This is a genomic window from Nitrospira sp. Vd2 (assembly GCF_979581665.1).
Genome location: NZ_CEFZSK010000033.1, coordinates 1 through 11,298, shown reverse-complemented (window position 1 = coordinate 11,298; position 11,298 = coordinate 1). Strand labels below are relative to the sequence as shown.

Below are 11,298 nucleotides of genomic sequence, written 5' to 3'. Positions count from 1 at the left end.
AAGATACCGCAAGTTGAGTTCATTCCCTTCAGGCCGCCGACCTCGACTATGAGAGAAATTGCTGTTCAGGCTCCGGCGAAGATCAACCTCATTCTTCGTGTCCTCGACCGCCGACCCGACGGGTACCACAACCTCTGGTCTTTGATGCAGACCGTGGACGTCGAAGATCAGGTGCGGGTGCGCCTCGTGCCTGGCTCAGGCATTCAGTTATCGTGTAATGACGCCTCGTTGCCGACGGATAGCCGCAATCTCGCCTGGAAGGCAGCCGATCTTGTCCTCAAGACGGCGAGACGCTCGGTCGGTATCGACATTCGAATCCTCAAGCGCATTCCGGTGTCAGCGGGGCTCGGAGGCGGCAGTAGCGATGCGGCGGCGACCATCATCGCGCTCAATGAGTTGCTGGCGCTCACGTGGACGCCGACTACCATGGCGTCGATCGGTCAGGTGTTGGGCAGCGACGTTGCTTTCTTTTTTTTCAGTCCGTGCGCGCAGGTACGCGGCCGTGGTGAGGATGTTGTGCCAGTCGCCTTATCCGGTGAGCGGTGGGTCGTCCTTGTGAATCCTGGATTCCCGATCGAAACCCGCTGGGCCTACGAACGGCTCAGTTCAACGCGCGCGGGCGTGACGCCCGTTGACGAGTGCATTACACGGCTCATCGCGCAACCCACGGTATCCTGGGACGACATCGTGCCGTTGATGGAAAATGACTTTGAACCGGCGCTGTCATCCACTCATCCGATGTTAGCGACGATCAAGCGGGCGCTCTTGAGCGAAGGTGCAGAAGCGGCGATGCTGTCGGGCAGCGGGGCAACGGTCTTCGGCGTGTTTCGCGAGAAGGCAGCGGCTCTGCACGCGAGCGAGGAATTAAAGCGTCGCTACGGATGGTGGAGCACCGCGGCAGCAGCGAGCACGACCGGTATGGTTTGGCGAGACTCGGATCAGTCTCTTCCGCTTCGAGTGAGTTGACAACTTCCCGCTCATTTCGATACCGTAGCCAGTTGCTAGTTTGATCCCCTGAATGACTGACCCAGCCGGGCAAACCGTCAATCAGCTGATCACCTCGGAGGGCGAGATGGACAAGCCGCTCAAGCTGTTTACGGGCAACGCGAATCCCGCGTTGGCGAAAGAGATTTGCGCGTATCTGGGCATCAATCTTGGGCAAGCAACCGTCTCGTCCTTTAGCGATGGGGAGATTCGGGTCAAGATCGACGAAAACGTCCGCGGCGCCGATGTGTTTTTGGTTCAGTCCTGCTGCCAGCCGGTGAACGACTCGATCATGGAACTCTTGATCATGATCGATGCGCTCAAGCGCTCATCGGCCAACCGCATTACCGCCGTCATCCCGTATTTTGGGTATGGTCGCCAGGATCGAAAAGATCAACCGCGTGTGCCGATCTCGGCGAAACTCGTCGCCGATTTGATCACGACCGCCGGGGCCAGTCGCGTGCTGACGATGGATCTCCACGCGGGCCAGATTCAGGGGTTCTTCAATATCCCGGTCGATCACCTGTATGCGACCCCGGTGCTCCTCGATTACATCAGTAAAGTCGGCGGCGAGAATTTAGTCGTGGTCTCTCCGGATGCGGGCGGCGTGGAACGCGCCCGGGCGTTTGCCAAGCGTCTCCAGGCCGGGCTGGCGATCATCGACAAGCGGCGGGAAGGGCCGAATCAGGCGAAGATCATGAATATCATCGGTGAAGTGGAAGACAAGAGCGCCCTTCTGCTCGACGACATGATCGACACGGCCGGTACCATCGTCCAGGGTGCACAGGCGTGTGCCAATAAAGGTGCGAGCCGCGTCTGGGCGGCCTGCACGCATCCGGTTCTGTCCGGCCCCGCACTGGAGCGCTTGCAAGCGTCGCGACTCGATGAGGTGGTCGTGACGAACACGATTCCCTTGAACGGAAAAGAACATCAGTGCCCGAAGCTGCGGGTCCTGTCCGTGGCGCCGTTGCTCGGTGAAGCGATCACAAGAATTCACCAGGAAGAATCAGTCAGCTCACTGTTTGCCTAAGAAAGCCCGCCCGACTTCGACCACCGACTGTGGTCTTGCCGTTCACGTCAACCGGGAAGTCCGTCGGCGCGATTGTCTAGAGGAGGACTGCATGAAGTTTGAGATGACAGCAGAGGTGAGGCAGCAGGCGGGGAAGGGCGCCGCGCGGCAATTGCGGCGGAAGGGGAAAATCCCCGGCGTCCTGTATGGCCAAGAAGAGTGCCTGTTGCTTACGCTGGAGCCCGAGCCCATTCGGAAGATTCTACGAGCGCACGCGGGAACGGCGCTCGTCTCGGTGACAATCTCGGGGAGCACAGGCCAGAACGTCCGGACCGCGCTGTTGCGGGACTATCAGCTCGACCCGGTGACCGGCGAGATCCTCCATGCCGATCTGTTCGAAGTTTCGATGTCGAAACCGATCCGGGTGAAGGTGCCGGTCGTGCTCGTCGGCGGGGTCTCAGCCGGTGTGAAAGAAGGCGGTGTGCTTCATCACAACCTCCGTGACCTTCACATCGAATGTCTGCCCAGTGTCTTGCCGGACCAGATCGAGGTCGATGCGTCACAACTCGGGATCGGCCAAGGCATCCATGTGCGGGAGATGGCTGCACGCGAGGGAATTCGGTTTCTTGATGAGGCCGATCAGATGGTGGTGAGCGTGGCAGCACCGATCTCCGAGGCCAAGTTGGAGGCGTTGCTGACGAGCGGTGCCGGCGCCGAAGAAGGAAAGGAGCCGGAGGTCCTCGCGAAGGGCAAGGCCGAAGGGGAAGCAGTCCCTGCCGCGCCGGCCGCTGGGGCGGAAGCCAAAGGCGAGAAAAAGGAAGCGGCTGCGGCCAAGCCTGAAAAGAAGGAAGCCAAGGAAGAGAAGAAGAAGTAGTTTTGCGACTCATCGTCGGCCTCGGGAATCCTGGGCCCCGGTATGCAGCCACCCGGCACAACGCCGGCGTGATGGCCGTGCAGCAGGCGGCCGGACGTTGGGGGATTCGACTTCAGGAAGAAGGGCCTGCGTTCCAGGGACAAGGCAAAGCGGTCGGTCAGGAAGTGGTGCTGGCACAGCCGCTTGCTTGGATGAACGAAAGCGGGCCGGTTGCGCAGCGTCTCCTCGCCGATCGGGGCCTCTCTCCCCGGGATCTCGTCGTCATCCACGATGATCTCGACCTTCCCGTCGGGCGCCTGCGGATAAAACGGACGGGCGGATCCGGCGGGCACAACGGGATCCGGTCCATTCTTGATAGGCTGGGCACTGCGGAGTTTTGCCGGATCAAGATCGGCATCGGCCGCCCTTCGCCGGATGACGATCCCGCCGACTACGTGCTTCGTCCATTCGAGCCGCCCGAACTGGAAGCCATTCGCGAAGCACTGGTCCGAACGGTGGATGCGCTGGAGTGTCTATTGCGTGATGGAATCGACGCGGCGATGAATCGATACAATGCGCGCGAAGCGGGGAGGACGGAGTAAAGCATGGGGTTGTGTTGCGGGATGATCGGGTTGCCCAACGTCGGGAAGACCACGGTCTTCAACGCGCTCGTGGGAGCCGGGGCCGTTGCCGCCAATTATCCCTTCTCAACGGTCGAGACGAACGTCGGGATCGCGCCCGTTCCTGATCCGCGCTTGGCCAAACTGGGCGAGCTCTTTCGGTCGAAAAAGGTGACGCCGAGCACGCTCGAGGTACGAGACATCGCGGGGCTCGTGCAGGGCGCGAGCCAAGGTGAAGGCTTAGGGAACCAGTTCTTGGCGCAAATTCGGGAAGTCGATGCGCTGCTGCATGTCGTCCGCTGCTTTCAGGATTCCGACGTCGTGCATGTCGGTGGGGGCGTGGATCCGATCAAGGATATCGACACGATCGAGACCGAGTTGATGCTGGCGGACCTCGAAACGCTCGAGCGACGGCGACAACGCCTGGAGAAGCGCGTCCGTGCGGGCGAGGCGCAGGCCGCGAAAGAGCTGGCGTTCGTCGGCAAGCTGAGCGATCTCTTGAACAAGGGGGAGTGGCTGAAGGGGCAGCCGTTCTCGCCGGACGAGCAAGCGTGGCTGACTGAGTGTCAGTTGCTCTGCGCAAAGCCCGTCCTGTTCGTCGCGAATATTTCCGAAGGGATGTCGATCGACGATCCCTTGGTGAGGTCCGTTCGACAACTGGCCGAGAAAAAGGGAGCGAAGATCGTCGTGATCTGCGGACAGTTCGAGGCGGAGCTGTCGGCATTACCCGAGCATGAGCGCCAGGCCTATCTGGATGAACTCGGGCTGGCCGAATCTGGACTGGTACGGTTGACCAAAACGGCGTATGAGTTGCTCGGATTGGTTACGTTCTTTACCGCTGGAGAAGAAGAGTCGCGGGCGTGGCCCATCCGCCAAGGCACGAAAGCCCCGGCCGCCGCCGGAAAAATTCATTCGGACATGGAGCGCGGCTTCATTCGCGCCGAGGTCTACACGTATCACGACCTGATGACGTACGGGACGGTGACCGCCGTCCGAGAGAAAGGTCTGTATCGGTTGGAGGGCAGAGAGTACGTGATCAAGGACGGGGACATCGTCTACTTCCGCTTCAACGTCTAAATGCAGATGAAGCCGCTTCAGTGACGTCGCTGACCGTTTGCGCTTCCCCTTGTTTGACACGGCGTTTGGTCATGTGTTAGGGTCCCTGGCCCATTATTCCTCGCTCCAGACTCCGTGCTGGGGCCTTTGACCGGGAGGAGCACCGCATGCATCGCTACGAATCCATCTTCATCGTCCGTCCATCGCTGTCCGACGAAGACACGGCAAAAGTTATCGATAAAATGAAGGGCGTGGTGGAGAAGTCCGGGACGGTCATGAAAGTCGAGAACTGGGGCCGCAAGAAGTTGGCGTATGAGGTCAAACGTGAGCGAAAGGGCACGTTCGTGTACCTCAACTTCGAGGCGAAGGGGGATGTCATCGGGGAATTGGAACGGTCGTATCGGCTCGAAGATTCGGTGCTCAAGTTCTTGACCGTCCGATTGAAGCCGACCACGTCTTCGGCGCCGGTCGCCGAAGGGACCGAGCATGACCGGGTTCAATAAGGTCATCCTGATCGGCAACCTCACGAAGAACCCTGAAGTGAGGTACACGCCGAATGGAACGCCGGTCACGAGTTTCGGCTTGGCCGTCAACCGGCGGTTCCGGCAAGCCGAAGAGCTCAAGGACGAAGTCTGCTACATTGACATCGTGGTCTTCGGGAAGCAGGCCGAGCACTGCGGCCAATACTTGAGCAAAGGCAACGGCGTCATTATCGACGGCCGTTTGCAGCAGCGCCGGTGGGAAACCGAGGACGGGCAGAAACGCAGCAAGCATGAAGTCGTGGCGCAATCGGTGACATTCCTGCCCAAGCGGGGTGACGGCCCGGCAGAGGCGGGGACGGCCGACGTGCCGAGTTATGAATACGAAGAACCGGTCTGAGAGGGAGGATGACGGTGGAACGTGCAGCGGCTGGCGGTGGAGGCGGTGGGCGACTCTTCCAACGACGACGGATTTGTCGCTTCTGCTATGACAAGACGCCGATCGACTTTAAGGATGTGGGATTACTCAAGAACTTTCTTACCGAACGCGGGCGGATCGTTCCTCGGCGTATTTCGGGTAATTGTATGCCGCATCAACGAGAGCTCACGATGGCGATCAAGCGAGCGAGGACGATCGCCTTGCTGGCGTTCGCCGAGGAGCGGTAGCCCCGGCACCAATGATGTGGCAATGGGTGGGGTTCACAGTGGCGGCGACGACGTTTCAATTGAACGACATTCCCGAAGAAGGACTGACGGTCGAGTTGGATCTCTCACCCGACGACCTGGCGCTCTCGCCGGACGATGCGGAGATCCGTGGCGACAGCCATGCCTCGCTGACGGTGGAACGGGGCGTTGGGCGCGTCGCGGTACACGGGACAATGACCGCGACGTTCGTCGACGAATGCGTGCGCTGCCTGAAACACTCCGAGCGCGTGGCCGAAATTCCGATTTCGGCCGAATACCGAGTCACGGAGGCGCCCGGCAGGCATCGCCAGCCACGACGGGAGCGGGAGGCGCGCGAGGAGAGCACTGAGATCGCCGATCATGACGACGTCTATGTGATCGCGGGGGATCACCTGGATCTCGCGGAGATGCTGCGTGAGCAACTCATCTTATCCCTTCCCATGCAGCCGCTCTGCAGCGACACGTGCCGGGGTCTCTGCCCGGTCTGCGGGAGAGACCGAAACGAGCGAGACTGTGGATGTCATGAGCTGCAGCGGCAGAACCCGTTCTCGGTTCTTCAGGACCGTTTCAAGAAACACGAGTGATCGGCGGTGCCGGTCCACCGTGTCGACATACAGCGAGGGAGCCATGCCGAATCCGAAACATAAAATCTCACGTGCCCGTCGGGACAAGCGCCGCACGCAGAAGATGCGGATCACGCCGCCCAGCTTCTCCACGTGCCCTCAATGCCATGAGCCGAAATTACCTCACCACACCTGCCTCAATTGCGGCACGTACAAGGGCATGGACGTGATCGCCGTCGAAGAAGTCTGAGCATCCCGCGCGTCGGCCTGAGACGCGTCTGCCTGCCATGAAAATTGCCGTCGATGCCATGGGCGGGGACCACGGCCCCGCCCCGAATGTCGAAGGAGCACTCCAGGCGGTCACCGAATTGGGGATCGAGGTCGTCCTCGTCGGCGATGAAGCGCAGCTCCGAGGGCAGTTCACGAAGCACAAGATCCGCGATCCCCGGTTGACGATCCGGCACGCGCCGCAAGTCGTGGAGATGCATGAGTCCCCGGCGCAGGTCGCACGGAAGAAGCGCGAGTCGTCGATCTGGATCGCCACCGAACTAGTCAAGGCGCGGGAGGCGGCGGCCGTCGTGAGCGCCGGAAACACGGGGGCCAGCATGGTCGCGGCGTTCTTCCTCTTCGGTGTCATCAAGGGAGTGGAACGGCCCGCGATTGCCACGACACTGCCGACGGTGACCGGGACCGCCGTCATGTTGGACGTCGGCGCCAATGTCGATTGCCAACCGGAACACTTGCTCCAGTTCGCGCTCATGGGGAACGAGTATGGCAAGTACCTCTTTGCGAAACCGAACCCCCGAATCGGCCTGCTCAGCATCGGCGAAGAGGACAGCAAGGGCAACGAGGTGACCAAGCAGGCGTTCGCCTTGTTGAAGGCCAGCCCCATTCATTTCATCGGGAACGTCGAAGGCCGCGACGTGTACAGCGGTGCCGCGGATGTGATCGTCTGCGACGGGTTCATCGGTAACGTGGCGTTGAAGATTTCGGAAGGGGTTGCGGATACGATCAAGAAGCTGTTGATGAAGGAGATTGTCAGCTCCCGGTTGGGCCGCCTTGCCTATCTCTTCATGGCCGGTCCCTTGACCCGCCTCCGCCGGCGCATCGATTATGCCGAGTTCGGTGGAGCGCCGCTCTTGGGCGTCAACGGCATCTGCATGATCTGTCACGGTCGTTCCTCTGCGAAGGCGATCAAGAACGCGATCATCAAGGCCAAGGGATTGGCGGAAAGCCGGGTGAACGAGCTGATTCAGCTTGATATCGAGGAAAGCCTGGCGCGGCAACACCGCGGTGAGGTCCCACCGGCATGAGAAGCCGGATCGCAGGAACCGGCGCCTATGTGCCGGACCGCGTGATGACGAATGCCGACCTCGAGCGCTTGGTCGCGACGTCGGATGCGTGGATCGTCGAGCGGACCGGCATTCGAGAACGCCATATCGCCGCCCCGGGCGAGGCGTGCTCGGACCTCGGCGTGCGGGCAGCCGAACGAGCGTTGGCGGCGGCAGGGATCGAACCCGCGGATCTGGACCTGATCCTCGTCGCCACGTGTACCGGGGACCAACCGCTGCCGTCCACCGCGTGTCTCCTCCAAGCACGACTTGGTGCATCGCGTGCCGCGGCGTGCGACCTTTCGGCCGCGTGCTGCGGCTTCGTGTACGCCCTGTCGGTCGCCGACGCCTATGTGAGAACCGGCTCGCGCTATGTCCTCGTGGTCGGCGCCGAAGTCATGTCCTCGATTACCGACTGGTCGGACCGCGGTACCTGCATCCTGTTTGGCGACGGTGCCGGAGCCGTCGTCCTCGGGCCGTCGTCCACCGACCGCGGCATTCTCTCCACGCATTTGCATTCTGATGGGTGCCTTGCCGATTTGATTTGTGTGCCGGGCGGCGGGTCTCGGATTCCGCCGTCCGAAAAAATGCTGTCGGAGGGCGCGCAGTACCTCAAGATGAAAGGGAACGAAACGTACAAGGTAGCGATCAAGACGCTGGAGGAGGTGGCGCGAGACACGCTCGCCGCCAACGGCGTGGCGATCGAGGAACTCGATCTGTATGTCCCGCATCAGGCCAATGTACGGATCATCCGCGCGGTGGCGGAGCGACTGGGGCTGCCGATGGAAAAGGTGTTTCTCAACATGGAGCGCTACGGGAATACGTCCGCGGCGTCCATTCCGCTCGCCTTGCACGAAGCCGTACAGGCCGGTCGGCTCAAAGATGGCAATCTCGTCATGATGGGCGCCTTCGGCGGTGGCCTCACGTGGGCGTCGGCTCTCGTCCGCTGGGGATAGGCGACGACGAGCTGAGCGTCGCTCGCTGTCGGCCACGACCACTGAAGGCGTTCTCGTAACTGATCGCGAGGTGAAATGGGGGACCTATGACGACGAAAATTCGACCGCTGCAAGGCGAATGGGCGTTGATCCTCGGCGCATCGAGCGGATTCGGGGAAGCCACGGCGTTGGAACTTGCAAGACTGGGTCTGAACATCTTCGGCGTGCATTTGGACCGGAAGGCGACGTTGCCGAACGTGGATCGTATCGCCGGAGACATCCGCGCCGCAGGACGTGAAGCGGTGTTTTACAACGCGAATGCCGCCGATGCCGAGAAGCGGCAGGAAATCCTCAACGACATTCAGACCCGGTTGGCGCAACAAGGGCGCGGAGCCGCCGTGCGCGTGCTCCTTCACTCGCTGGCCTTTGGGACGCTCAAGCCCTTCATCGCGAAATCGCCGGCCGACGCCATTACCAAAGCGCACATGGATATGACGCTGGACGTCATGGCGAACAGCCTGGTCTATTGGGTTCAAGACCTCGTCGCGCGCGAGTTGATAGGCCGTGGCGGCCGCATCTTCGCCATGACGAGCGCGGGCGGCGCGCGCGTGTGGAAAACCTACGGGGCCGTCTCCGCCGCGAAAGCCGCGTTGGAATCGAACGTCCGTCAGTTGACGTTGGAGCTGGCGCCGCTTGGCATCACGGCCAATGCGATCATGGCGGGTGTCACCGATACGCCGGCGCTCCGAAAAATCCCGGGCTCCGATGAGATGATCCAGATGGCGCAGCGAAAAAATCCGGCCGGGCGCTTGACGACCCCAAAGGACGTGGCGGAGGCCATTGGTCTGCTCAGCCAACCGCAGGCGCAGTGGATCACAGGCAACGTGCTGTGCGTGGACGGCGGCGAATTTATCGTCGATTGAGGTCCGCGAATTCGATGCAAGACCGCTCGCTCGACAGGCCCGTGCCGAGCCTTTTTGCCGTTGACATTGTAGACCGTTTCCCTCATATCTAGCGCCGTATGACGCCGGACGTTGGACTCGTTTTTCCCGGCCAAGGCTCCCAAGCGGTCGGAATGGGAAAAGCGTTCTATGATGCGGTGCCCGAGATCAAGACGATTTACGAGGAAGCGGCCGAGGTGCTCGGGTATGATGTCGCCGAGATCTGTTTTCACGGGCCGGCGGATCGACTCAATCTGACGGAATACACTCAGCCCGCTCTGCTTACCGTTAGTATCGCCGCGCTTCGTGCGCTCGAACCGCATGGCCTCGAACCCCTCGCCGTCGCCGGTCACAGTTTGGGCGAATACTCGGCGATTGTGGCGGCCGGCGGTCTTGGCTTTCGTGATGCCGTCTCACTCGTCCAAAAGCGTGGGCGGTATATGTCCGAGGCAGTCGTGCCCGGGAGCGGGTTGGTCGCCGCGATTCTCAGTCTTGATGCCCCTGCTGTTCGAGAGGCGTGCCGGGATGCACAGGCGGCGGGGATCGTGGCACCGGCAAATTTCAACTGCCCCGGCCAAGTCGTGATTGCGGGAGAGAAGGCCGCCGTGGAGCGGGCGATCGAAGCCGCGAAAGCGCGAGGTGCACGAAAAGCCGTGTCCTTGCCGGTCAGCGTCCCGGTGCACACGCCGCTCATGCAACGTGCGGCGGATCGACTGGCGAAAGATGTCGCCGCACTCTCATGGTCAGACCTTCGAGTGCCGCTGATCAACAACGCCGATGCGGCCGCATTACGCCGGGCGTCCGATCTACAAGCATCGGTGATTCGCCAATTGCCCAGCCCTGTTCGATGGGAGGAATCGGTTCGCGCCATGAGCAATTTGGGCGTGAAGACGTTTCTCGAGGTGGGACCTGGGGCGGTGCTCACCGGCCTGATCAAACGCATCATCCCTGACGCCAGGACCTTTCAGGTCCAGGACCCAGCTTCATTGAAGGCAACAGTGCAGGCGTTGGGTCGCGGATAGTTGTTCGCAGCTCACTTCACGAGGACACATGTCTCTCCAAGGGCGAACGGCGATTGTGACGGGGGCGGCACAGGGCATCGGGCGGAGTATTGCAGAAACACTCGCCGCGGCCGGAGCCGATATCGCGGTCGCCGACATGGACGCGGGCCGCGCGCAGGACACCGCAAAGGCTGTTGAACAGTTGGGCCGGCGGGCGCTGACGATCAAAGTCAATGTCGCCGAGTGGGACGACGTCAAGGCGATGACCGACCGCGTGATCCAGGAGTGGGGCAAAGTCGATATCCTGGTGAACAACGCCGGGATTACGCGCGACGGCCTTCTCCTTCGAATGAAGGAAGAGGACTGGAACCTCGTGCTGCAAGTGAACCTGACGGGCACGTTCCATTGCACGAAGGCCGTCATGCAACCGATGACCAAACAGCGGTACGGCCGCATCGTCAACATTGCCTCGATCGTTGGTGTGATGGGAAACGCCGGGCAGGCGAATTATGCCGCATCGAAAGCGGCGGTGATCGGCTTTACGAAGACCGTGGCACGCGAGTATGCCAGCCGCCAAGTCACCGTTAACGCCGTCGCGCCGGGTTTTATCGATACGGCGATGACCCAGGGGTTGCCGGCTGACGTCAAGGAGACGCTGCAGAAGCAGATCCCGCTGGGCCGATTGGGACAAGCATCAGATGTCGCCGCTGCTGTGCGGTTCTTGGTGTCCGACGAAGCGAGTTACATTACCGGACAGGTCATCCATGTGAATGGGGGCATGTTGATGGCCTAGTGTCCTGTCTCTGAAGTACGTGGAATAAGTTGTGCATTGGTGGTGTCCT

The 11,298-nt window shown here is 61.3% G+C and carries 15 protein-coding genes; all 15 read left to right on the top strand.

Features of this window, described 5'->3' with window-relative positions; all coding sequences use genetic code 11:
* The first annotated feature begins 48 nt into the window (after positions 1 to 48).
* The 15 genes from ispE (at position 49) to fabG (ending at position 11,249) form a co-directional block, all read left to right on the top strand.
* A complete protein-coding gene (gene ispE, locus AC1U7K_RS12255) occupies positions 49 to 966 on the top strand; it encodes a 4-(cytidine 5'-diphospho)-2-C-methyl-D-erythritol kinase (protein ID WP_480251642.1) in 918 nt (305 codons plus the stop codon).
* Between the two features lie 106 nt (positions 967 to 1,072).
* A complete protein-coding gene (locus AC1U7K_RS12250; protein WP_480251886.1) occupies positions 1,073 to 2,014 on the top strand; it encodes a ribose-phosphate diphosphokinase in 942 nt (313 codons plus the stop codon).
* Positions 2,015 to 2,105: 91 nt separating this feature from the next.
* A complete protein-coding gene (locus tag AC1U7K_RS12245) occupies positions 2,106 to 2,867 on the top strand; it encodes a 50S ribosomal protein L25 (RefSeq protein WP_480251641.1) in 762 nt (253 codons plus the stop codon).
* 2 nt (positions 2,868 to 2,869) lie between these two features.
* Entirely contained in the window at positions 2,870 to 3,448 is a 579-nt protein-coding gene (gene pth / locus AC1U7K_RS12240) for an aminoacyl-tRNA hydrolase (RefSeq protein ID WP_480251640.1), read from the top strand.
* Positions 3,449 to 3,451: 3 nt separating this feature from the next.
* Positions 3,452 to 4,543, top strand: coding sequence for a redox-regulated ATPase YchF (gene ychF / locus AC1U7K_RS12235; protein ID WP_480251639.1), 1,092 nt, complete (start codon positions 3,452 to 3,454; stop codon positions 4,541 to 4,543).
* A gap of 146 nt (positions 4,544 to 4,689) precedes the next feature.
* A complete protein-coding gene (gene rpsF, locus AC1U7K_RS12230; protein WP_480251637.1) occupies positions 4,690 to 5,025 on the top strand; it encodes a 30S ribosomal protein S6 in 336 nt (111 codons plus the stop codon).
* On the top strand, positions 5,009 to 5,401 hold the full coding sequence (locus AC1U7K_RS12225) for a single-stranded DNA-binding protein (RefSeq protein WP_480251635.1): 393 nt from the start codon (positions 5,009 to 5,011) through the stop codon (positions 5,399 to 5,401). Before rpsF ends, AC1U7K_RS12225 begins: the two co-directional genes overlap by 17 nt.
* Before the next feature lie 8 nt (positions 5,402 to 5,409).
* Positions 5,410 to 5,667, top strand: a complete 258-nt coding sequence (gene rpsR, locus AC1U7K_RS12220; protein ID WP_480251634.1) for a 30S ribosomal protein S18 — start codon at positions 5,410 to 5,412, stop codon at positions 5,665 to 5,667.
* A 26-nt stretch (positions 5,668 to 5,693) separates the two neighbouring features.
* The gene (locus AC1U7K_RS12215; protein ID WP_480251632.1) at positions 5,694 to 6,269 is read left to right on the top strand and encodes a YceD family protein; all 576 of its coding nucleotides are present in this window, start codon (positions 5,694 to 5,696) and stop codon (positions 6,267 to 6,269) included.
* A gap of 43 nt (positions 6,270 to 6,312) precedes the next feature.
* Complete coding sequence (gene rpmF, locus AC1U7K_RS12210) at positions 6,313 to 6,498, top strand: 50S ribosomal protein L32 (protein ID WP_480251630.1); 186 nt, start codon at positions 6,313 to 6,315, stop codon at positions 6,496 to 6,498.
* Positions 6,499 to 6,535: 37 nt separating this feature from the next.
* Positions 6,536 to 7,561 (top strand): phosphate acyltransferase PlsX, encoded by a 1,026-nt coding sequence (gene plsX, locus AC1U7K_RS12205; protein ID WP_480251628.1) that lies wholly within the window; start codon positions 6,536 to 6,538, stop codon positions 7,559 to 7,561.
* A complete protein-coding gene (locus AC1U7K_RS12200) occupies positions 7,558 to 8,535 on the top strand; it encodes a beta-ketoacyl-ACP synthase III (protein ID WP_480251626.1) in 978 nt (325 codons plus the stop codon). Before plsX ends, AC1U7K_RS12200 begins: the two co-directional genes overlap by 4 nt.
* Positions 8,536 to 8,621: 86 nt before the next feature.
* Positions 8,622 to 9,437 (top strand): SDR family oxidoreductase, encoded by an 816-nt coding sequence (locus AC1U7K_RS12195; protein ID WP_480251624.1) that lies wholly within the window; start codon positions 8,622 to 8,624, stop codon positions 9,435 to 9,437.
* Positions 9,438 to 9,535: 98 nt separating this feature from the next.
* A complete protein-coding gene (gene fabD, locus AC1U7K_RS12190; RefSeq protein ID WP_480251622.1) occupies positions 9,536 to 10,477 on the top strand; it encodes an ACP S-malonyltransferase in 942 nt (313 codons plus the stop codon).
* A 28-nt stretch (positions 10,478 to 10,505) separates the two neighbouring features.
* Positions 10,506 to 11,249, top strand: coding sequence for a 3-oxoacyl-[acyl-carrier-protein] reductase (fabG, locus tag AC1U7K_RS12185; protein ID WP_480251620.1), 744 nt, complete (start codon positions 10,506 to 10,508; stop codon positions 11,247 to 11,249).
* Positions 11,250 to 11,298 lie beyond the last annotated feature (49 nt).

Coding starts and splice junctions, on each gene's coding strand:
- ispE (WP_480251642.1), top strand. CDS start 49: ATGAGAGAAATTGCTGTTCAGGCTCCGGCGAAGATCAACCTCATTCTT.
- AC1U7K_RS12250 (WP_480251886.1), top strand. CDS start 1,073: ATGGACAAGCCGCTCAAGCTGTTTACGGGCAACGCGAATCCCGCGTTG.
- AC1U7K_RS12245 (WP_480251641.1), top strand. CDS start 2,106: ATGAAGTTTGAGATGACAGCAGAGGTGAGGCAGCAGGCGGGGAAGGGC.
- ychF (WP_480251639.1), top strand. CDS start 3,452: ATGGGGTTGTGTTGCGGGATGATCGGGTTGCCCAACGTCGGGAAGACC.
- rpsF (WP_480251637.1), top strand. CDS start 4,690: ATGCATCGCTACGAATCCATCTTCATCGTCCGTCCATCGCTGTCCGAC.
- AC1U7K_RS12225 (WP_480251635.1), top strand. CDS start 5,009: ATGACCGGGTTCAATAAGGTCATCCTGATCGGCAACCTCACGAAGAAC.
- rpsR (WP_480251634.1), top strand. CDS start 5,410: ATGACGGTGGAACGTGCAGCGGCTGGCGGTGGAGGCGGTGGGCGACTC.
- rpmF (WP_480251630.1), top strand. CDS start 6,313: ATGCCGAATCCGAAACATAAAATCTCACGTGCCCGTCGGGACAAGCGC.
- plsX (WP_480251628.1), top strand. CDS start 6,536: ATGAAAATTGCCGTCGATGCCATGGGCGGGGACCACGGCCCCGCCCCG.
- AC1U7K_RS12200 (WP_480251626.1), top strand. CDS start 7,558: ATGAGAAGCCGGATCGCAGGAACCGGCGCCTATGTGCCGGACCGCGTG.
- AC1U7K_RS12195 (WP_480251624.1), top strand. CDS start 8,622: ATGACGACGAAAATTCGACCGCTGCAAGGCGAATGGGCGTTGATCCTC.
- fabD (WP_480251622.1), top strand. CDS start 9,536: ATGACGCCGGACGTTGGACTCGTTTTTCCCGGCCAAGGCTCCCAAGCG.
- fabG (WP_480251620.1), top strand. CDS start 10,506: ATGTCTCTCCAAGGGCGAACGGCGATTGTGACGGGGGCGGCACAGGGC.